We start from the raw sequence: 21,442 nt of genomic DNA, 5'->3' as shown, positions 1-21,442 counted from the left end.
CCACTCACCCCCATATCCACTCACCCCCATATCCACTCACCCCCATATCCACATACCACTCGCAGACCTCTTGCACTCCGGCTGAGAATTTCCTGACGACCTGCGGAAACACTGGAATTGATACAAACTACCTCCCTTCCAGCCCTCGCATCCCGAATACCATTGGGTGTCTGATGGATACGTGACAGCGACGCTGCACAAAATCCTCGCCGGCACCAGCTACCTGTACTACCAACGCCAGGTAGCCGCCGCCGACGCCACCGACCTCGGCAACTCCAGCCTGGCCGACTACTACTCCACCCGCGGCGAAGCCCCAGGCACCTGGCACGGCACCGGCCTTGCCGCCCTCGGTATTTCAGCTGGCGAACAGGTCACCGAGGACCAAATGCGTTCGTTGTTCGGCCTCGGCCGACACCCCAACGCGACCGCCATCGAATACGAGATCGTCACCGAAGCGATCGCGAAAGGCGCCAAACCCAAAGACGCTGTCCACGCGGCCAAACAAGCCAGCCGACTCGGCAAAGCCTTCCCCGCCCGCCACGGCGACAACACCTTCCGCATCCGATGCACCCAGGCGTACCGAGAGCACAACCTCTCCCGGGGTCTCGGCGCAAACGCCGCCATCGACGAAGACACTCGCGCTCGGATCCGGACCGACGTCGCCACTGCCATGTTCGTCGAAAACTACGACCGCGCACCGCTCGACGATCGCGAACTCTCCGGGTTCGTCGCCCGCATCTCACGGCCGCAATCGGCAGCGGTCGCCGGGTTCGACACCACCTTCTCCCCCGTCAAAAGCGTCTCCGCGCTGTGGGCCATCGCCCCCAAACTCATCGCCGACGCCATCCAGGCCGCCCACAACGCCGCCGTCGACGACGCCGTCGCGTGGCTGGAAAACAACGCCACCTACACCCGCCTCGGCACTCGCGGGGTGCGGCAAGTCGACGTCGAAGGCCTCATCGCCACACGGTTCAACCACCGCGAATCACGCTCCGGTGACCCCGATCTGCATACCCACACGCTCATCGCCAACCGGGTACGCACCCTTGACGGGAAATGGCGGACCCTGGATGCGACTCACTTCTATCGCAACCTCGTCGTGGTCAGCGAGATCTACAACACTCGCCTCGAACACCACCTCGAAACCAGCCTCGGCATACAGTTCACCGAACGCCCCGCGCCCACACCGAACAAGCGACCCGTTCGCGAAATCGTCGGCATCCCATCCGAGTTGATCCGCCACTGGTCACGCCGCGATGCCGCCATCACCGACCGGCTCGATTCGCTCGCGGTGTCGTTTCAGCAGCAGCTCGGGCGTGAACCGACACCGAAAGAACTGTTCGCCCTGGCCGAGCGCGCCACCCTCGAAACCCGCCCCGTCAAACATCTCTCACGCTCCTACGCCCAACAACGCCACGACTGGCACCACGACGCAGCGACACTTCTCGGCGGACCGAACGCTGTCGAGGCCACCGTTTCGTCGGTGCTCAATCGCCCTACAGACACTCGTCCGACAGTCGACCAGGCGTGGATTTCCCGCACCGCCGACGAGGTCATCGCCGTGGTTTCCGGGCAACGTTCGGTGTGGCAGCGCCACCACATCCGCGCCGAAGCCGAACGCCAAACCCGCGGCCAACTACACCCGACGCAATGGCCGAACGTGATCGAAGCCGTCGTCCGTGAAGCCTTATCGCCCACCAGATCCCTCGCCCGCAGCGACCCGGACATCACCGCAGAACCGGTCCTGCAACACTCACCTGAGGTCCTCCGACGGCGCGACGGCACCAGCGTCTACACCGTTCCCGGCAGCCAGACCTACACCTCCGCACGTCGACTCGGCACCGAACAACGCCTCCTCGACCTCTCCATACAGCCCGGCGCCCGCACCCTGCCGCCCCAACTCGTGACCGCAGCGATCGCCGCCTACAACACCGATCCCGCGCACAACCACGCGCAACTCAATACCGGCCAGACAGCTCTCATCACGCATTTCGCCACGTCTCCCGCGCGGATCGCGGTCGCGAACGCGCCCGCGGGCACCGGCAAAACCACCGCGATGCGCGTGCTCGTCAACGCCTGGCACGCCTCCGGCGGCACTGTCCTCGGCCTCGCACCCACCGCCGCCGCAGCCGCAGTCCTCGCCGAATCCACCGGCATCCGAGTCGAAACCGTCGACCGCCTCCTCCACATCCTCGACCAACACACACCCACCCCAGAGCCGATTTCCGACTCCACATACCCGCCGCCGTTACCGGAATGGCTGCTGCAGATCGACCACCGCGCTCTGGTGATCGTCGACGAGCACGTCAAGCTCGGCGACGACAAACGGCTGCGCCTGTTCGAATTCCTCACCACCCGCGACGCGACCATCCGCTGCCTCGGAGACGACAAACAACTGCCCTCCATCGAACCCGGCGGCACCGGCACCGACACCACACACAACCCAGCCACACCCACCCTTACAGAGATCGTGCGCTTCGCTTCCCCGGCCGAGGCCCGCGCAACTCTGATGCTGCGCGACGGCGATCCCGCCGCACTCGGGTTCTACCTCGACCACCAACGCATCCACTCCGGAAGCCCCGCCGCGGTCGCCGACAAGGCCTATACCGCATGGTTCGCCGATCACCACCACGGCCGCAACACCCTCATGCTCGCCACCACCCACGACATCGTCACCGACCTCAACACCCGCGCCCGCACCGACCGCCTCACCCGAACAACCGACGACCCCGGCCCCGAAGTGGTCCTCGCCGACGGCCTGGCAGCCTCGGCGGGCGATATCATCTGCACCCGACGCAACAACCCCCGCCTATCCCTCGGGGACAGCGACTGGGTCCGCAACGGCTATCGATGGACCATCACCACCGTCCACCCCGACGGCAGCCTCACCGCCACCCACCACACCAACAACGGAAACACCGGCGCCACCACATTGTTGCCCGCCGACTACGTCGCCCAACATGTCCGCCTCGGCTACGCGATCACCCTCGACTCCGCCCAAGGCATCACCACCGACACCTGCCACACCGTGCTCACCGGCCGCGAATCACGCAACCAGCTCTACGTCGCCCTCACCCGCGGCATCCACACCAACCACGCCTACATCCCCACCACCACCGACGGCAACGAACCGTCCTACTGGGCCGAACCGGCCATCCTCCCCCGCACCAGCACTGAAGTGCTGCAACACATCCTCGCCCGCGACGCCACCCACACCAGCGCCCACCATCACCTCCGCGACACCCTCAACCCCCACAAACGACTCGGCCCCGCCATCGACACCTACCTCGACGCCACCGGCACCGCCATCGAACACACCCTCGGACCCAACACCCTCCACCACATCGACACCGCCGCCGAAAACCTCCTCCCCGGACTCACCGACGCACCCGCCTACCCGGTCCTGCGCCACCATCTCGCCACCCTCGCCCTCACCGGACACGACCCCATCCAAGCCCTCCACACCGCGGCCGCCCAACGAGAACTCGACACCGCCCACGACCCCGCCGCCGTCCTCGACTGGCGCCTCGACACCACCGGAACACACTCCACCCAACCCGGACCCCTGCCCTGGACACCCCGACACCCCCATCACATCACCGACACCCAGCTCACCGAACACCTCGACGCACGCGCCCGCATCATCACCACCCTCACCGAACAAATCACCAACGAGACCCGAACATGGACACACGCCACCGCCCCACCATGGGCCCAACCACTACTCGAAAACCCATCCCTCATCGCGGAACTCGCCGTCTGGCGCGCAGCCCACCACATCCCCGACACCGACCTACGCCCCACCGGACCACGCCGCTACCCCACCACCGAACGCCATCATCAACACCGGCTCGACACCTGTGTCACCGACACTCTCGGCGACCTCCACACCGCCGCCCACGCCTGGTCCGCACTCGCCAAACGCATCGATACGCGAGTCACCACCGACCCCTGGTGGCCCACACTCGCCCAACACCTCGACACCGCCGCCGACGCCGGCCACGACATCGAAACCCTCCTCACCAGCGCCGCCGCACAGCGTCCACTGCCCGACGACATGCCCGCCGCAGCCCTCTGGCACCGCCTTGAACTCCCTGATCCGTCGACAGGAATGGCACCAGAGGATCGACCGGAAGCCTTTCCGCCGGACGATGTTTCGACCGTTCAGGGCGCGAAGATTCAGGCAGCGATCGACATTGCCGTGGCAGCAAGCACAGACCGACTCGAAACGCCGCTCTGGCTAGATGTGTCCGGCCCCGATCACGGGCTCGGATACGACCTTGATCTGTGACCAAGAGCGACGTGCCGATCACGCACCGCGAGACTGATCAAGCACGTGTGGCAGATGACGCACCCATCGAAACACTCAGCCGATATTGTTCCGCCTCGGGCTCGGCTGTGAATTCGATGAGGTGTCCGGCGATTTCGGCTAGCTGGTCTTTGACCTCGAGCGGTGTGGCATAAAAGAACTCTCGCCGGAGATTGATGCGATTGACCCGGCGGTCCGCGAACCGCCGATGAAGTTCTGCCTCGACCGTCACGGCGTCCTCCGAGAAGAACAGAGCGTGGACATCGAACCAGAAGGGCACTGACGCATCACCGAGTTCGCGCACGCGGTCCATAGGTTCGAGGCGACGAGTAAGGCCGATTTTGACGATTCCAGGGCCGAAGGCTCCGAGGTTGCTGATGACATAGACGTAGCCTGCTCGAATGTTTGCGATCCGGTAGTCGTTACGTTCGATGGCTGCATCGACGTCAGCGAGCTTCCCTTCGATGTCCTGACGGTTTGGATCTGACGTATCGAGCGCCGCGAGCACGTTCAGATAGTGCCGACGCTGCTTGTCGAGTCGTTCTCGCTCGGCTTCGAACTCTTTCTGGGCGAGCGCTTCCTCTCGAAGTCGTTCCCGCTCTTCACGAGCGGCGTCCCTTTCTTCCTGCTTCTTCATCAGGAACTCGGCGGTGAGAGTGAGTTCTTCGACGCGCAGATCGTGATAGCCGGGACTGACACGCATGTCCATCATCGCGCCGAGCCGGGCAACTGCTGCCGCCGACTTCTCCAACCGGGTGATCGCTGCCCGAAGGTTGCCCGCCTTGACATAGCGAACGCAGTTCTCGGCTTCCGCGTTGTACGCGCGCAGCATCAACTGGGCCAGGTCGCTGGTCATCTTCTTCCCCTTGGCAAGGGAGTTGTCATAGATGAACCCCGGCGATGTCTCGATCGCGGCCTTGTTTCGGATCACTTCTTTGAGCTCGCCACGAAGTTTCGCGAGACGGTCACTGTATGCGGTGGAGTCTTCGAGCGGGTGTTGATACGTGTAGAAACCCGCGGCCACGAAGTCAGCATCGCTCTGATCTTCGCTCTGTTGCAAGCGAACTCGCAGATCGTCGTTCTCCGCCCGGAGGCGGATCAGTTCAGTAGACGGGTCGCGTACTGGGTCGGGGGTCATCGCCGGACTCCGCTGGACGTTGCGATGGGGATCAGCGCGAACGGATTCTTCGAGACGAGGGCGCGCAGGCCCGTCAGGGCAGCGGCTGGCTCGACTTCAGCCAGATTTAGGTGCAGGAACTGCTCACGCGACACCGCTGCGGCGACGAAAGGCACCTCGGCCGGATGACCCGTCGCCGGATCGGTAGCGACAGTTGCTACGGTCATGGAGATGGACTCGATGCGCTCGGCCCGGTCTGCCTCGAAGATTTCGTGCAGAGTACGCAGAGCCACCGAGGTCACCGCCGTGTTGTAACGCAGTCGCTGATCCTTTTGCGAAAGAGGCGTCTCTCTGATCTCGTCCGACGCGGCGATGTATTTGACCTGCTTGATCGAGGGTATCGAGTCGGGCGCGGGCACAGTGACCGACAGGGTGAGTTCCCGTAGCTCGCCGTCGAAGGTGTAGTCGTAGTCGACGGGAAACTCGTCCGGATACGTCGAGTTGGACAGCACGATCCCGACATACTCGTCGATGGCAGCCGGCTGGTCAGCAGCCAGCCGAGCGATGAGGTCGTCGACACGGGCGTTGTGTTCCGCTATAGCGGCCTCGCGCTGTCGGCACTGTTCCTCGTAGTCCGCGCGAGCCCGGCTGAGCCGCTCTTGACGCACGACTTCCAAGCCTTGATGCTCGGCTTGCAACCGCTGATTCTGAGCAGGAATGTCGAACTGCACATGGTGCAGCCACGCAGCATGCGCCTGCTGCCACTGTTGGTGCGCAGCCGCGACCTGCTGTTCGTACTTGCTCTTTCCGAACAGCTTTCCCAACCCGGCCGGTTCGGGTGGCGGCGTGAACTGCGGCTCCGGTGGCGCCTGCACCCACGCCGGATGAGGGACGGACGTACCCAACGTCCCAGGGGCGAACTCGGGGTGTTCAGCGGTGCGACGAAGCGACTCGAGATCGACATAGTCGTCTACGTCCAGGGTTGCAGCCAATATGGTGTCGATCTGGTCGTAGATCTCCGCATAACGGGCCGTCGCGGCCTCTGCTTCGCTGACGCGCCGGTCACGATAAGCCCTCAGCGCCGCTGCTTCGGCTGCACGCCGCTCGCTCTCCTGCGCCCGCGACAATGCAACGCGCGCCCGCTCCTCGCGTTGACGAGCTCGCTCAGCCTCGCGAACTGCCTGGCTATGCGCGCGCACCGCCGCGGCCTGCTCCCGCTGCCGTCGCTGTTCAGCGACTCTCGCTTGATGTTGCAACTCCGCGAAAAAGCCCCGCCTGCGGCCCACCGTCGATCCGCCTCTCATCTAGCGAGCTCCGGACGCACACTCCCAAGGTGCGCGAAACTTCTTGCCTCGCTATCTGATTGCAACCCCCAAAACGTTACGCGGACTCGCCGGTGGATCGGCGCCTCCCCGCCTGCCTCCATTCAAACGGGTCGAGGCCTCGGCTCCGACGCCACACATCGCCGTTGCCGAAGGCTGACGTCGTCGACGTCGATCTGCAGCGTCCGCGTGTCTATGGCTGGGCTGATATGTTCGCCGGCATGCCCAGCTCGGATGACAAGACTGTCGGCTTGGCCCTGGTCACCTACCAGAGTGCAAAAGACCTTCCCGGATTCCTCGAGACCCTGCCCGCGGCAGTGGAGCCCTACACCGTGGACGTCGTGGGTATCGACAATGTCTCCACCGACCGCAGCGCCGAGATCATGGAAGAGTTCGGTGGCCGAGTCATCCGCAACACTCGCAACGTCGGGCTGGCAGCAGCGATCAATCAGGGCGCCGCGGCCACCGGCGGCCAGTGGATCCTGGTCGCAAACCCCGACACGAAGCTGACACCTGGGTCGATCGCGGCGCTCATCGAGACGGCGAAGACCGATGACCGGATCGGCATGATCGGCCCCCGCATCCTGCGCCTGGACGGCGAGCCGTACCCCAGCGGGCGCCGTTTCCCGTCGCTGGCGGTCGGTATCGCGCACGCACTGTTGGGCGGTATCTGGCCGAACAACCCGGCAACGCGCCGCTACTTCTGTGCCCCGGTCACCGAAGTCAGCGATGTGGACTGGATTTCGGGATGCTGCATGCTGTTTCGCCGCGAAGCCTTCGAAGCAGTAGGTGGGTTCGACGACCGCTACTTCCTCTACTTCGAGGAAACCAAGATGGCCCTCGATATGCACCGCGTCGGGTGGCGAGTCGTGCTCGACCCGAGGGTCGAAATCCGCCACCTCGAAGGCGGCAGCATGCGGTCCGCACCGTTCCGCAAGGTCCGCTCCCACCACCGCAGCGCCCTGCGGTTCTACTGCGACTACCACCAGGGTTCGCCTTGGATCGTGTTCGCACCGCTGGTCGCGGCTGGGCTTGTCGTGCGTGGGACCGCGGCGGTGGCGCGGACCGCGCTGCTGCAGCGAGTAAAGGGCCGCTAGACGAACGGCTGCTCGTCCGAGCCGACACGGCTTTGCTACATGCGGTTCCTATCCCAACCTGCGGTGGCGCCTACAGATCATCGTCGTCCAACAGCAACAGGTAGGCCGCCTCGGAGTGCACGAGGCATTCGTCCGGGTGGTGGAAGCGGTGGATATGCCGAAGCTCCCGGGCGCGCTCGACGGTCAACTCCATCAAGTGCACCTGGCACATGAACTCTGCCAGCCTTCCGTCGGCATGGACAAAGGTCCTGTAGCGCAGCGGTTCTGACATCGACATGGTTCAGTCCCACAATCGCGCGCATGGCAGTACTGGGAGGTCTGCGGTCACGTAGTCATCGACTGTGACGACGACACCGGCGGATCCCTGAGCGAGGTTGCAGGCGACGCTCTGCGCCTGCTCCGCGGATGCCTGGTAATCCAGCGTCAACGCGCCAGATTCGATGCGAATATGCCGAATCCGCCGTCCCATCGTGCCTGCCTCCCTTGCGATTCGGGTGGTGTGAACCTGGAGAAAGCTTGGAATCGGCAACGGCCGACCACTATGCCGCGCCCATCCGGGCGGTTATGCGTTCGGCGCATATTCCGTCGCCACCGCCCGCATTAGGCTGCGTGCGCACAGCAGTCATTCCGCACGAAGGCCCAGCTCACCGAGCATGAATAGGAAAGCCAATTCATGACAGACGTAGTCGCCCGGCCCGCACACGGCTCAGGCTTCCACCGGCACAAGGTCACCGGGGACGTTCACCTGGTGCTGTGCCGCAACAACGAAATCCTGTTCGGCCGCCGCACGAACACCGGCTTCGAGGATGGCGCCTGGCACCTGCCCTCCGGGCACCTCGAAGCAGACGAATCGGTGATCGAAGCGCTGATCCGTGAGGCACAGGAAGAAGTCGGGATCACCGTCAAGGCCGAGGACGTCCACTTCGTCCACGTCATGCACAACTCATCATCCGGTGGCCGGATGGCATTCTTCTTCTCGGTCCGGTCATGGGAGCGGCAGCCGGAGAACATGGAGCCAGATAAATGCGCTGAGCTGCAATGGTTCTCAGCAAACGAGCTGCCCGAGCACATGATCGACTACTGCCGAGTGGCCATGGGCCATATCGCCAGCAGACGTTCGTTTTCGACCTACGGTTGGTAGCGGTGCGCGATCCGTCCGGCCCGGTCGTATGCGTGAGTTATGTGGCGCTCGCGGAACTGTGGACAGTGCCGCGGTTTCCGCGCGTCAACTACGGCACGGCTATCAGCACCACCGAATGGTCCATCGCAGCGGACGGACCGATGGTAGCGGCGGCGCTGGCCGGCATGGGAGCGCCAGTCCGCCTCCTAGCCAATGACATCGGCGATGACGAGCACGGCCGCTTCCTGCGGCGATGGTTGGCCCAGCGCGACGTAATACCAGTGACCACGAGACCGTACGCAACGACACCTCGGATCGTGGTGGCCGCCGACGACGCTCACACGCGGACGTGGTTCGCGCATCTGCCCAACGTCGTAGCCAGCCTCGATCGGATCGACCTCACGCCGGTCACGGCTGCCTCGTTCCTGTACGTGGACAGCTACGAAATAATCGAGGGTGCAGTCCTGCGCGCGATCGCCGCCGCTCGGAGAGCCGGAATTCCTATATTGCTGAACCTCGGTGGCTCATCTCTTGCCGAGCCCACCGCCGCGGCCATTGCCGGCTATCCGCGGCTCCTGGTGCAGACCAACGTCGACGACTCGGACCATCTCGAAGCCGTCGCGGTCGCGACGGCGTTACTCGAGAGAACCAGCGGAAAGTGGGCAGTCGTTACAGCCGGTGCGTTCGGTGCCGTCGCTGTCAGCCGATCGAACGAACTTGCCGTGCCGTCGTTTCCGGTGAACGTGCGGCATACACACTGCGCGCGGGCGGCCTTCTCAGCCGGGTTGCTCTACGGTCTGCGAGAAGGGTGGTCGATGCTGCACAGCCTCAGACTGGGATGTGCCAGTGGGGCGCTGCGATGTGCACGACACCACAGCGCACCACTGCCGAGCCTCACGGAGTTGCTGGCGGTCATCGACCGAACCGAACCACCCGCATCGGAAGATTCCTAGCCGCCGATGAAGCGGGCGGTCCTTGCTGCGGTCGCGGGGTGGCGGCATCTGCCCGCGACTAGATCAGATTCCACTCTCTGAGCCATCCGCTCACCTCTGCGAACCGCGTTCGGCTCATCTGCTTCGCCTTGGCCTGTTCCTCGGGTTCGTCCTTGGCGCCGAACTGCCACCACGCTTGGTCGGTGTGCCGGTCCATGACCAGGAATTTGTCTTTTACCGCGGGCCCGCGCACCACCAAACTGACGGTGAACGGCTCAGCGACCACCGCATGTACCATCGAGTGGTGCAGCGCGTAGATGGTGCCTACCGGCTCCTCGCGGACGTGCAGCACCGGCAGCTTTCTCGGTTCCACCTGCTCGTCCAACTCGGCGTTGCCGAACAGATAGTGCCGGTAATGTCCGCGCAGGATCTTGCTGGCGTAGCTCCAGCGGTGGTTGTGCGGCCGGTCGAAATAGCCCGGCAGAAACACGTGCAGCCGCACCCGCACCCCGGGATCGTCGGCGCTGGCCAGCACGATTTTGTCCAGGATGTCGTAGTGCTCGCACAGCTGCATCAGCTCAGGCCGATTCGGCAGATCGAGCAGCCGGTCCCTCAGCAGGCTGGGCTGTCCCGCCAGCTCGTCCAGCGCGGCGCGGCATGCCCGCTCCACTTCGTCGATGTCGTTCCAGTCGATCCCACACAGTTCTGCGATCACGCGGTCCATCGGTCTACTCCTCGGGCTTGGCGCTGGATTTCCACAGTCGGCACACCGGCACGATGTCTTCGTAAGCCGCGCACGACGACTGGCCCATAACCACCTTTTCCGCAGGACAGCCGCCCATACAGCCGCTGACTTTGCAGCCCTCACAGGAACTGTCGGCGAGCACGCCTGTGAACAGATCGAATTCGTTCGCCCCGGAATTGAGCTCGACTCGACCGTTCACCATTCGAGCGAAGTAGAGATCGGTGTCGAACAGGTACGAACAGACGTAGCACCGGCCGTCCGGGAAGATCGAAATTCGATCCAATGTCCGACCGATGCAGCCCTGGTAGCCTTCGTCGGCGTACCGCTGCATCTGATCCCGTCGGGCATACGTCGGCTGGTACCAGACGCGCGTGTTGTACTGCGGGGCAATCACATTGAGGCTGTCGCAGAAGTCGACCCATTCCGGTGGCGACATCGCTAGCTCCGAGTTGCCGTGCCCGGTGCCTATTGTGGAAAACACGTGGAACTTCACCAGGCTGACGCCCAGCACGTCAGCGATGTCCAACAGCTGCAAGACATCTCGCTCATTGGCTTTGTTGACGGTACAGATGATCCGGGCGTCGAAGCCCCGCTCGCACAGCTCCCGCGTGGTCTCCATCGCCTCATCGAAAGTGCCCTCGCCCCGCACCGCATCGTGGGTCTCCCGGCTGCCACCATCCAGGCTGACCTGCACATAGGCGAAGTCATCCGGAGCCAGCTGACGAAAGCGCCGAAGCGCCGGTTTCTGCGCGTTGGTCGTGGTGATGACGTGCTCGTAGCCGAGTTGGCGACTGAGCCGGATCACCTCGCAGTAATGCGGGTGCAGCGTCGGCTCTCCACCGAGAACGGTCAGTTTGCTCCCGCCGAGCCGGCGCCATGTGGTGAGCGTGTCGACGATTCTGGGCAGCGGCATCTTCAGCGCCCGATCCAGCCGATCACCCATATAGCAGTGCTCGCAACGTAACTGGCACGCCTCGGTGATGTAGAGGTAGACGTTCCGGAAACGTCCATAGGCCACCCGATCGATCTTCTGCGATTGGGGAACATGTCCGCCCCGCGGCATCCGAGCGTGGCCGTAACCGTCGAGGCTCGTCCGCAGTGACGGCATGGGCAGATCTGTGCTTGTCATGACACTCGGCTCCGTGAAATAAGCAGGGGAGCAATCAGATCGGCTGCCCCATGGATGGTGTTCGTTGTCTCGCACTCGGTGACAGCGATGCCCGAGGCCGTAAAGCCGGCGCGGATGCCCTCAGCTGCCTGCTCGTAGCGCTGCAGGCGCGATCTGAAGAGCCCCGGCGAGTCGCCCCTCCGCGGATGCAGGAGACCACCACAGCGGCCGCACCGCCACGGGTCTTCGCCACTGGGGACTGCGGGTAATCGCGGATCGTGGATCGGATCGCGCTCACACCGGTGACACACCTTCCGGCTACGCGCCCGCTGCCGAAGGGTCCGAACATCTGCCAGCACCTCGATCGGCTCGATATGCGGAGGCTGTTCCAACATCCACAGCGTGGCCAGCAATTGCCGCACCTGAGTGCCGGAGCCGGGGAAGTTGTCCAGCAACACCGTGTGAACATCCGGATCCGCATCCACCGCAGCGAAATAATCGTCGAGTGCCTCCGCCACCGTAGCCCCATCGATCCAACCGAGACGCCGACTATCCGACGCGGTGGCGGCCAGCACCTGCTGTGGCACGTGTTCTCGAAGGCGAAATACTCGGCGTCCGGGCGATCGTCCCAGCTGTAATGTCAGCGTGGTTTTACCCGCAGCCGGTGGGCCGAAGAGCGGAACTACCAGGGATAACGTCACGCCAACCCCTCTCCTGGCGGCCAGTTTCAAAGACGACTCAAGAGTTGGCTGCGCCGCACGAGATGACCACACCACTGGGGTATACGCGGCATGCGCCGAACGTATGGCGGGTAGGTGTTGGCCCTGTTACAGTCGCGCGACCAGGGCAAACGGGTGGGGTCACGGCACCCAGAACAATCCGGAGTAGCCATGAATCGGGGATCTGACCAACGGCGCTACTGCGCTCGATGCGGCGGCAGGCTCAACAGCTACAACGTGCAGACGCTCTGTGGCGCTTGCGAACTTATTGCCCGCGACGAGCTACACCAGCCACCTGCCGTGCCACGCGGGTTTTGGCAGACAGATCAGATACGCGATGCCCTGGGCACCTGGCACATGGGCCGAGTGATCTTCGCCTACAGGACGCATCCGTACCACGGTCGGCAACTGCCGCAGGAATTGGTCGCCGGATGGCTCGGACTCACGCAGGCCCAGCTCAGCCGGATCGAAAAGGGCGACGCACCGGAACAGCTTTCCAAATTGATCCGCTGGTCGCAGTGCCTCGGGATACCGAGCGGGCTCCTGTGGTTCAAGGTGCCGCAGATCGACGATATCGATGCCAGCGATGCATCCGAAACATGCACTGCTGCAAGCCATGACACTGTCGGCCTGGCTCGATGGCTGGCGTCGAATGGTGCGAGTGCTCCTCCTTCGAGGCATGCCGACGAACTCGAGCGCGTCGGCCGAGCTCTCGAAGACGCACGCCGCTACTTCGACGGGTCCATCGTCGACTTCTTTCGTGCCCAGCTCGAGCGCTGCAAGCGTGACGACGGCGCTCTGGGGCCGGCAGCCGCCCTGCCGTTGGTGCTCGGTGTGATCGGCGCTGTCCAGCGGCACGGTAAAGACGTTCCCTCGGACATCCGCCGACGACTCCTGGCGGTCGGCGCAGACGGAGCCGAATTCGCCGGCTGGCTGTACCGCGACCTCCACGACCCGTTGACCGCGCAGCTGCTTTACGACCGCGCGATGGAGTGGGCGCAGGCCGCGGGAAACTTGCCCATGCAGGGCTACATACTGCTCAAGAAATCCCAGATGGCATATGAAATCCGTGACACTGCAACGCTTCTGACGCTCGCGCAAGCGGCAAAAGAAGGCCCATGGCAGCTGCCGGCATACGTCCAGGCAGAAGTAGTGCAGCAAGAGGCCCTGGGGTTGGCAATGACCGGCGAGCCAGCCAAAGTCGTGCAAATCAATCTCGACCAAGCCCAGGAACTGCTGAGCGGTGCAGGCGATCGGCGAGCCCACGAACTCGTCAGCTACTTCAACCAGGACACACTCCTCGTACGCTCGGCTTGCTGCTACACCGAAGCCGGCAGACCACAAACTGCGAGCCAACTCTTCGGCCACGTGCTTTTGAATAGCTCCCTATCCCGGCGCGATGTCGGATTCTTCGGCGCTCGCCGAGCTAAGGCCCTGGCACTCTCCGGCGAGCCCGACGAAGCCGCGACAGTGGCCGCGCAATCGGTTGCTGTGGCACGCGAAACGCACTCGGAGCGAACAATGAATGTCATCGTCGATGTCGTACGCACGCTCGACCCGTGGAGACACCGCCCTCAGGTTCGACAACTTCGCGAACTGTTACTGCCGTGATGCGGAACCTGTTGTGAACCAACGCGTAACGACATCGATGACCTCGGCTTGGTATTCCCGACTCTTCGGGTTCAGGTACTGCGGATCATCATGAACCGCGAACCCGTGTTGCGATCCTTCGATCTCGATCAACTCGACGGGCGCAGTGAATTTGGAGACGGCCTCGCGGGAGCCGCTGATCGGCACCAGGGTGTCGGCGTTTCCGTGGACGATCAAAGTCGGCATCGTGATTTCGCCCAGCACTTCGTTGGGCTTGAGCCAGAAGACTTCGTTCAGCAGCGGCCTACCGTGCTTCAGGGTCGGCGTGAATTGAACGGCGCCAGTCTCGTTCAGCTCTGCAGCTCGTTCATCGCTGATGACGTCGTTCGTCCAGTAATCACGGCTGTCGATCGTGCGCCACTTGTAGTCGAACTGCGGATTCAGCAGCACCAGCCGATCGATATCCTCTGGCCGCTTCGCCGCGTAGTAGGCGCAGACTCCGCCACCGAAGCTGGCACCCAATAGACCAACCTCTCTCGCGCCCACAACGTCGCGCAGGTAGGCAAGATTCACCCTGATGTCGTTGAGAATGGTTGCAAGGGTCAGCTCTTCCTGTCGTCCTTGGCTTTCGCCGTGGCCACGGAGATCGAACCGTAGCGACGTCACCCCGGCTTCTGCGAGGCCGGCAGCGAGGCGAGTGAAGAATCCGCCCTCGTCCCGTGTGACACCGCCGCCGTGCACCATCACGACCGCACGCCCAGCCGTGTGGTCGGGGGCGACGAGGGTGGCCGCCAGGTGCAGGCCGTCGAGACTACGGACCTTGATGGTGGTGCTCGTCAGTGCCACGAAACCAGTCAACCAGAGCCTCGCCATCCCTGCAGTACCGCCTGAGATCCTCCGAAGAAACAGAGCAAGATTCGATATACCCCTTCCCCTTTGGCGACGCGGATGGAAGCCTCGAACATATCTGGCGTAGCGCGAGGGACTCGATAGGAACCGAATCGAGGCCTCGACCATGTTGCGACTCCGGAATTTCCGCCAAGGTAGTTGCGCCGACAATTCCGAACACAGCTGCACGCCCGGCACGCCGAGCGCACTAGTCGGATTCGGAAGCTGTCCCCTGCGGCTGCCTACATTTGGCCACCGATTCTCACTTCCGCGGCGACCGTGGTTCCGTCCGATGCGGGCAGCATGACCGAGGGACTCGGCTTCGACCAGGCGGTACAGCGTCGCCCTCCACGCCGGCTGCTTCAGCCACGCTGGTTTCTCACCGGCAGAGCACTTCAGCAGCTATCTTCTAGCGAATATTCGGTTCTTGTAATTCGATGCAGAGCCGAGAATCTTCATACCCGCAGCCAGGCTCGAACCGCACGCAGTTCGGCCCTCCGTCTCGTCTCAGGAATGTCCGATGCCTAGCGGCGGCGGCAGACCTATCGGCGAGCGACGTGAGCATCACCTTGTCGTCGAGAGCGATCGGCGCGATCCGCCGGATCTTCGCAGGCTCAGCCGAGTCGTCATCGAGCTGGCGAAAGAGTCGAAAACCATCGAGGAGGAAACCCGTTGAACGGCACCGTCGCGCTCGCTGTCGCCTACCTGCGCGTCTCGGACAAGAAGCAGCTGAACACTGCCATCGACATCGACCCCGACGGCAATTCCATTGCCACCCAACGCACGATCGTCGAACAACGAGCCCAGACACTGCCCGCCCAGATCGTCCAGGAATTCGTCGAGCCAGGAGTCTCGGCCCAGTCGATCGAGAAGCGGCCCGCGTTCCAGCGGATGCTCACCTACCTTCAGCAGAACCCGCAGATCAAGTACGTCATCGTCTACATGCGCTCCCGCGCCTTCCGCAATTACATCGACGCCGCTATCACCAAACGCCAACTCGACCTGCTCGGCGTAAAGCTGATTTCGGCCAAGGAAGACTTCGGCGACGGCATCTACGGCGACATGATGGCCGCCATCACCGACATCTTCAACGACACCCAGAATCGGTTGTCAGGCCAGGACATCAGCACCAAGATGCTGAACAAGGCCATGAACGGCGGCACCTGCAGCCGGGCAAAACTCGGCTACGTCAACGCACGGATCACCGTCGAGGGCCGCCAGGTCAACACCATCAAGACCGATGAAGAACGCGCATCACTGGTCGTTCGGGCATGGGAGCTCTACGCGACCGGCGATTACTCGATCGAGGACCTCGAAGCAGCAATGGCCGACATGGGCCTCACATCCCGCCCCACCGGCGCCCGCCCGAACCCGCGGCCCGTCTCCGCGGCGACCCTCCACAACATGCTGCGCGATCCCTACTACGTCGGCTACGTCACCTGGAAGGGCCAGATCTATCCCGGCCGGCATGAGCCACTGATCGACCACGAACTCTTCGAACGTGTGCAGAACGTGTTGCGCAAACGCAGCGGCAACGGTACCCGGGACCGCATACACGCCCACTACCTGAAAGGGTGGCTCTTCTGCGCACGCTGCCGAGACGAAGACACCACCGCCAGGTTGGTCTACAACGTCTCCACCGGCCGCAACCGAGTGCGGTACGCCTACTTCGTCTGCCGCAGGAGCAAACAAGGCCTCTGCGACCTCCCCCACCTGCCAGCCGAGACCGTCGAAGACGCGATCCTCGACCACTACCGCACCCTGCAGCTGCCGACCGACTTCGCCGCCACGACGCGACGCCTGCTCGAACAGGTCGTCTCCGACGAGCAGAACACCACCCGAGAGTTGCATGCCAACCTGAACCGCCAAATGAAGGAACTCGACCAAAGCGAAAACCGGTTGGTCGATCTGCTCGCTGATGGCTCGATGCCTCAAGCCAAGGTGCGCATGAAACTCATCGAGATCAAAGCCCAGCGCAACCGCATCGAAGCAGCGCTCACCAACACTTCTGAAGAACTCAGCGTCGGAACGACGGTTCTACGTCACGCCCTCGACCTCATCGCCGACCCGTACAGCCTGTATCTGGACGCAGGCCCAGACGTACGGCGACTGCTGAACGAGACCTTCTTCGAGTGCTTCTACATCGACGACCTGGAAGACGCCACTGCCCTACGAATCACCGACGACAAGACCGTCATGTTCGCTGACCTTCACTCGGCAGCCCGAAACCACCCAAATCTGGCAGCGGATAAACCCAGGACCAGCCGCCGCGATGCACACCTGCGGGCGGTCACTGTTTCGAATAAAGAGGTTCTGGTGGTCCCAGCTGGTTTCGAACCAGCGACCTCTCGCGTGTGAGGCGAGCGCTCTCCCGCTGAGCTATGGGACCGGGATATTTCGGGGCGGCTGGAGTGCCGTTCCGAACGAGAAGGAACCTTAACACGCATCCCTGGGGTCACACCAAATCGGGGCCTGACCTGGATGTTTCAGCCGGCCGGCGATGGACGGAACGTGAACGGGCGCAGAAGGTCTCGTGTGAGCCGGATCGTCGCGCGGTCGGCGCCCGGTATCGACGTGAAGCATCGCGAGACATCGGGCGGGGCCGCGTCCGACGGAGTTGCAGTTGCGGTTGCCTGCGTCGCAGAGAGAAGGCCGACCGGACTACCCGTCGCCGGTCCGGGCTAGCCGGCGAGCTCGACACCCGGCACCCGGTCCAGTACCCGCGCTCCGCAGTCAACCGCAGCGCGCTGCAGGCGCCCACTGGGCTCCGCGGCCGCAGTCGCCGCCCCGAACGGATGCCCGTTCGGGGCGGGGGTCGGCGACGCCGGAAGGACACGCGGCTTAGGTCACCACACCGGTGTCACCCGATGGGGCGCAACTCGCACCCCGGAAAACACACCCGTGTTATTCACTTTTACCCCGATCTACCAGGCGATTTGTTGAGCGCGCGGGTTGTGGGCTAATGTTCTCTCTCGCAGCCGGAAGGGGCCGAAAAGCCCCGGAGACGCAGCATGCGGATGTAGCGCAGTTGGTAGCGCATCACCTTGCCAAGGTGAGGGTCGCGGGTTCGAATCCCGTCATCCGCTCGAAGGCCAACCCGGCCTTGGTTGGCGGTGTGGCCGAGTGGTGAGGCAACGGCCTGCAAAGCCGTGCACACGGGTTCGATTCCCGTCGCCGCCTCTTAGTAGGCGAACCACGCGCGATTAGCTCAGCGGGAGAGCGCTTCCCTGACACGGAAGAGGTCACTGGTTCAATCCCAGTATCGCGCACCAACGAAGAACAGGTCAGCCCCGGTTTCGACCGGGGCTTTCTTGTATCCGGACCAGGGACGAACGCGTCCGCTGTCCCGTCGACTGGGATACGGTCGAACAACCAGCCGAGCGGCAAGGAGAGATGTCGTGCGCGATTCGGTAACCGTTCACATGGCCGCGTCGCCGGCGCAGGTGTGGGCGCTGGTCAGCGATGTCACCCGGATCGGCGAGTTCAGTCCGGAGACGTTCGAGGCCGAATGGGTCGGCGGGGCAACGGGTCCCGCGGTGGGGGCGAAGTTCCGGGGGCATGTGCGGCGCAACCAGATAGGGCCGGTGTACTGGACCACCTGCCGGGTCGAGGTGTGTGAGCCCGAACGCGAATTCGCCTTCACCGTCCTCGGGCCCGGGGGGATGAGTATCAACAGGTGGAGTTACCGGCTCGAACCGCGCGACGGTGGCACCGATGTCACCGAATCGTTCGAATTGGCGGCGATCGCGCCGTTGCGGCTGTACTGGACGGCGCTCGGGTGGGCGCGCGGACGGCGCAACCACAACGACATGGCCACCACGCTCAACCGGATGAAGATCGCGGTCGAGCACGGCTGAAACCGGCCCGGCTAGCGGGCGAGTTCGACACCCAGCACCCGGTCCAGCACCCGCGCTCCGTTGTCGGTCAACCGCAGCGTGCGGCGGGCGCCGGGGCGTTCCACCCAGCCCGCGGTTTCCATGCGGGTCAGGACCGCGGCGCCGAGCGCGCCGCTCAGATGATGGCGTTGCTCGCTCCAGTCGACGCAGAAACGCAGCAGCGGGCGGCGCCGGCCACGCGCGGCGTCCAGATCCACGCCCAGCTCGGCGAACAGGGGTTCGGCATTCGGGCCCAGGCGGTACGGGTGGTCGGTCATCGGCGCCGAAATCGGATCTCCCTGTGCGCGTGCGGTTCCCGCGACACCATCGGTCCGGGTCAAAGCCTGCCGGTCGAGCAGGGCCTCGGTGACCGCGACACCCAGTTGCCCGGCCAGGTGGTCATAGCAGCTGCGGGCCCGGCGCAGCGCTGCCGCGCGGGTGGATTCCCGCAGGGAGCGCACGGGCCGCGTCGGCGCCAGCACGGCCAGCGCTTCGATCGCGGCGCCGACCCGGGAATTCGCGATGCGGTAGTACCGGTGCCGACCGGATCGCTCGACGGTGAGCAGCCCGCCCTCCACCAACCGGGCCAGGTGCTCACTGGCCGTGGACGCCGCGACGCCGGATTCCGCGGCCAGTACCGACGCGGGCAGCGCGCGCCCGTCCGCCAGGCCGATCATCATGCGGGCCCGGGTGGCGTCGGCCAGCAGCGCGCCGACAGCAGCGATATCGGCATACCCGTAGAGAGGTCGGCGATCGGTCATGACTCGAGTCTGCCGTGACAACACTTCGGTCCGCACCGAATTGTCGCCGTCCGCCCGTGGCCACGCCGGAACCCGCCTCCCAACCTTGACTATGGTCCCGGTTCGGCCGACATTGGGGTGGTGCGTGCGCGTGCCGAGGAACTCGATGCGGCGCCGACCGAGGGATTCGACCGGGTCGGAGCGGTCGAGATGACTTTGAGCCGGTTCGGCGCCGGCGACATCCACGGCTCCATCGACGAGATCGCCTATGCCGCCGCCGACCTCGGCGGCGAATACTTCTACGTCACCGACTCCCTGGGCCCGCAGGTCACCGCCGTGGTCTATCGCCGTAGTCGCCGGCGCCGCAGGTGGTTCCGCGGCCGGAACTGACCCGCCGATACTTCGGCCCCGACCGAAGGGTTCCGCACCCACACTGCGGATATGACTTCGACTGCACAGGTGCGCAACCCGGCCGTCATCCTCACGGTGATGTGCGCCGGGATGTTTCTGGTGTTGCTGGACGTGACCATCGTGAATGTGGCCCTGCCTGCGATCGGGCGTGGTCTGCATACGGACGTCGCCTCGCTGCAATGGGTGGTGGACGGATATGTGATCGCGATCGCGGGACTGCTGCTGGCGGCGGGGACCGCCGGCGACCGGATCGGTCATCGCCGGATGCTGCTGGCCGGATTCGCGGTCTTCGGGCTGGCGTCGCTGGCGTGTGCACTGGCTCCGGCGATCGGGGTGCTGATCGCGGCGCGGGTCGTCCAAGGCGTGGGCGGGGCGCTGCTGTTGCCCAGCACCATGGCCGTCATCGTGGACGTCTTCCCGGATCGAGCCCGACAGGCGAAGGCGTTGGGCACGTGGGCGGCGGTCTCGTCGCTGGCGTTGCCGGCGGGGCCGTTGCTCGGCGGAATACTCGTGGACCGCTTCGGGTGGCGGCCGGTGTTCTGGATCGCGGTGCCGCTGACGATCGCGGCGACCGTCGCGGCGCGGGCCGTGGTACCGGCCGCACCAGCACGGCGTGGCGGGCGTATCGATGTGCCGGGGCCGGCCGGGTTCGTCCTCGGCCTGAGCGCGCTGGTGTTCGCCATCATCTCCGCGGGCCACCACGCGGGGACCGCGGTCACCGGCACCGCGGCGGCGGTTGCGGTGGGCGCTCTGGCGGGCGCGTATGGCGCGGCGCGGCGCGGAACGCATCCGTTCCTGCCGGTGGACCTGTTGCGGCACAAGGAATTTCTCGCTCCCAATGTCGTCGCCCTGATGATGAATCTGATCTTCAACGGCATCCTGTTCATCGGCATGCTGTATCTGCAGGACACGCTGGGGCACTCCCCCGTCGCCGCCGGCGTCAGCGTGCTACCGCTGGCCCTGCCGCTGGTGCTGCTGGCACCGGTATCGGGGCGGTTGACCGCCCGGTACGGTCCGCGCCCGGCGATCGCGATCGGCTGCGCCCTCGCGGCCTGCGGTTCGGCGATGCTGCTGATACTCGACGGCCGCGGTGGAAGCGGCGGGCTGCTGCTGAGTTTCACCGTGCTCGGTTGCGGGTCCGGCCTCATCACGACATCGGTGGTCGCGGCGACGGTACGCGCCACACCGGCGGACCGGTCCGGACTGGCGACGGGCGTGTCCAATACCGCCCGGCAGGTCGGAACCGCGTGCGGGGTCGCGATATTCGGTGCGGTGGCCGGATCGCCCACCGGGCCGGGCTTCGTCGGCGCCATCCACACGCTGGCGATCGGATCGGCGCTCGCGTGGGTGGTGGCGCTGCTGATCACCGTGTTCGCCATCGAAGCCGGCGGGCCGCGAGCGGCCGAAGCGGATCGCAACACCCGCCTCACCGAACCGGCTCGCCGCTGAGTGACCAGAGCGGCCCGCCG

The 21,442-nt window shown here is 64.6% G+C and carries 17 protein-coding genes and 4 tRNA genes; 12 read left to right on the top strand and 9 right to left on the bottom strand.

The annotated features are described in order from the left end of the window. The first annotated feature begins 181 nt into the window (after window positions 1-181). Window positions 182-4,291, top strand: coding sequence for a MobF family relaxase (gene mobF, locus C8258_RS25675; protein ID WP_158271312.1), 4,110 nt, complete (start codon window positions 182-184; stop codon window positions 4,289-4,291). 37 nt (window positions 4,292-4,328) lie between these two features. Here the strand turns inward: mobF and C8258_RS25670 are convergent, their stop codons facing one another. Together C8258_RS25670 and C8258_RS25665 are read right to left on the bottom strand one after the other, a co-directional pair. Continuing rightward, the gene (locus tag C8258_RS25670) at window positions 4,329-5,447 is read right to left on the bottom strand and encodes a DUF4041 domain-containing protein (RefSeq protein WP_106957361.1); all 1,119 of its coding nucleotides are present in this window, start codon (window positions 5,445-5,447) and stop codon (window positions 4,329-4,331) included. Further along, window positions 5,444-6,730 (bottom strand): hypothetical protein, encoded by a 1,287-nt coding sequence (locus C8258_RS25665; RefSeq protein ID WP_146161330.1) that lies wholly within the window; start codon window positions 6,728-6,730, stop codon window positions 5,444-5,446. The genes C8258_RS25670 and C8258_RS25665 overlap by 4 nt, the downstream gene beginning before the upstream one ends. 239 nt (window positions 6,731-6,969) lie before the next feature. Here C8258_RS25665 and C8258_RS25660 point away from each other — a divergent pair, with 239 nt between their 5' ends. Further along, window positions 6,970-7,845 carry a glycosyltransferase family 2 protein gene (locus C8258_RS25660; RefSeq protein WP_106957375.1) on the top strand — a complete coding sequence of 292 codons (876 nt, stop codon included), beginning with the start codon at window positions 6,970-6,972 and terminating at the stop codon, window positions 7,843-7,845. Window positions 7,846-7,915: 70 nt separating this feature from the next. On the opposite strand, the gene C8258_RS33525 is transcribed toward C8258_RS25660, so the two are convergent. Then, window positions 7,916-8,038, bottom strand: coding sequence for a hypothetical protein (locus tag C8258_RS33525; RefSeq protein WP_255420456.1), 123 nt, complete (start codon window positions 8,036-8,038; stop codon window positions 7,916-7,918). Between the two features lie 480 nt (window positions 8,039-8,518). Here C8258_RS33525 and C8258_RS25650 point away from each other — a divergent pair, with 480 nt between their 5' ends. Together C8258_RS25650 and C8258_RS25645 are read left to right on the top strand one after the other, a co-directional pair. After that, window positions 8,519-8,986 carry an NUDIX domain-containing protein gene (locus tag C8258_RS25650; protein WP_106957359.1) on the top strand — a complete coding sequence of 156 codons (468 nt, stop codon included), beginning with the start codon at window positions 8,519-8,521 and terminating at the stop codon, window positions 8,984-8,986. A gap of 2 nt (window positions 8,987-8,988) precedes the next feature. Beyond that, entirely contained in the window at window positions 8,989-9,918 is a 930-nt protein-coding gene (locus C8258_RS25645; RefSeq protein ID WP_199195852.1) for a carbohydrate kinase family protein, read from the top strand. A gap of 58 nt (window positions 9,919-9,976) precedes the next feature. Here the strand turns inward: C8258_RS25645 and C8258_RS25640 are convergent, their stop codons facing one another. The 3 genes from C8258_RS25640 to C8258_RS25630 are packed head-to-tail and all read right to left on the bottom strand — an operon-like array spanning window position 9,977 to window position 12,451. Next, window positions 9,977-10,621: a hypothetical protein gene (locus tag C8258_RS25640; RefSeq protein ID WP_106957358.1), complete on the bottom strand. Its 645-nt coding sequence runs from the start codon at window positions 10,619-10,621 to the stop codon at window positions 9,977-9,979. 4 nt (window positions 10,622-10,625) lie between these two features. Then, entirely contained in the window at window positions 10,626-11,771 is a 1,146-nt protein-coding gene (locus C8258_RS25635; RefSeq protein WP_106957357.1) for a radical SAM protein, read from the bottom strand. After that, window positions 11,768-12,451, bottom strand: coding sequence for a hypothetical protein (locus C8258_RS25630; RefSeq protein ID WP_106957356.1), 684 nt, complete (start codon window positions 12,449-12,451; stop codon window positions 11,768-11,770). Before C8258_RS25630 ends, C8258_RS25635 begins: the two co-directional genes overlap by 4 nt. 189 nt (window positions 12,452-12,640) lie before the next feature. On the opposite strand from C8258_RS25630, the gene C8258_RS25625 reads away from it, so the two are divergent. Further along, the gene (locus C8258_RS25625; protein WP_199195850.1) at window positions 12,641-14,080 is read left to right on the top strand and encodes an XRE family transcriptional regulator; all 1,440 of its coding nucleotides are present in this window, start codon (window positions 12,641-12,643) and stop codon (window positions 14,078-14,080) included. On the opposite strand, the gene C8258_RS25620 is transcribed toward C8258_RS25625, so the two are convergent. Further along, the gene (locus tag C8258_RS25620) at window positions 14,069-14,905 is read right to left on the bottom strand and encodes an alpha/beta hydrolase (protein WP_233225334.1); all 837 of its coding nucleotides are present in this window, start codon (window positions 14,903-14,905) and stop codon (window positions 14,069-14,071) included. The genes C8258_RS25625 and C8258_RS25620 overlap by 12 nt on opposite strands. Before the next feature lie 714 nt (window positions 14,906-15,619). On the opposite strand from C8258_RS25620, the gene C8258_RS33710 reads away from it, so the two are divergent. Beyond that, window positions 15,620-17,305: a recombinase family protein gene (locus C8258_RS33710; protein WP_369974818.1), complete on the top strand. Its 1,686-nt coding sequence runs from the start codon at window positions 15,620-15,622 to the stop codon at window positions 17,303-17,305. Here C8258_RS33710 and C8258_RS25605 read toward each other — a convergent pair. Then, window positions 17,262-17,336, bottom strand: a tRNA-Val gene (locus tag C8258_RS25605). The genes C8258_RS33710 and C8258_RS25605 overlap by 44 nt on opposite strands. A gap of 624 nt (window positions 17,337-17,960) precedes the next feature. On the opposite strand from C8258_RS25605, the gene C8258_RS25600 reads away from it, so the two are divergent. The 4 genes from C8258_RS25600 (at window position 17,961) to C8258_RS25585 (ending at window position 18,804) form a co-directional block, all read left to right on the top strand. Next, window positions 17,961-18,033 (top strand) — tRNA-Gly (locus C8258_RS25600). 23 nt (window positions 18,034-18,056) lie between these two features. Further along, window positions 18,057-18,127: transfer RNA gene (locus tag C8258_RS25595), tRNA-Cys, on the top strand. 17 nt (window positions 18,128-18,144) lie between these two features. After that, window positions 18,145-18,219 (top strand) — tRNA-Val (locus tag C8258_RS25590). A gap of 126 nt (window positions 18,220-18,345) precedes the next feature. Next, window positions 18,346-18,804, top strand: a complete 459-nt coding sequence (locus C8258_RS25585) for an SRPBCC family protein (RefSeq protein ID WP_036502976.1) — start codon at window positions 18,346-18,348, stop codon at window positions 18,802-18,804. A gap of 11 nt (window positions 18,805-18,815) precedes the next feature. Here the strand turns inward: C8258_RS25585 and C8258_RS25580 are convergent, their stop codons facing one another. Then, on the bottom strand, window positions 18,816-19,583 hold the full coding sequence (locus C8258_RS25580; RefSeq protein WP_106957354.1) for a helix-turn-helix transcriptional regulator: 768 nt from the start codon (window positions 19,581-19,583) through the stop codon (window positions 18,816-18,818). Window positions 19,584-19,703: 120 nt separating this feature from the next. Between C8258_RS25580 and C8258_RS25575 the strand changes: the two genes are divergently transcribed. Next, window positions 19,704-19,952, top strand: coding sequence for a hypothetical protein (locus C8258_RS25575; protein ID WP_146161329.1), 249 nt, complete (start codon window positions 19,704-19,706; stop codon window positions 19,950-19,952). A gap of 51 nt (window positions 19,953-20,003) precedes the next feature. Beyond that, window positions 20,004-21,422: an MFS transporter gene (locus tag C8258_RS25570; RefSeq protein WP_199195849.1), complete on the top strand. Its 1,419-nt coding sequence runs from the start codon at window positions 20,004-20,006 to the stop codon at window positions 21,420-21,422. The last annotated feature ends 20 nt before the right edge of the window (window positions 21,423-21,442 follow it).

The organism is Nocardia sp. MDA0666 (genome assembly GCF_003023875.1).
Taxonomy (GTDB): Bacteria; Actinomycetota; Actinomycetes; order Mycobacteriales; family Mycobacteriaceae; genus Nocardia; species Nocardia aobensis.
The sequence above is the reverse complement of the archived record's forward strand: the minus strand, read 5'-3'. Positions and strand labels throughout refer to the sequence as shown.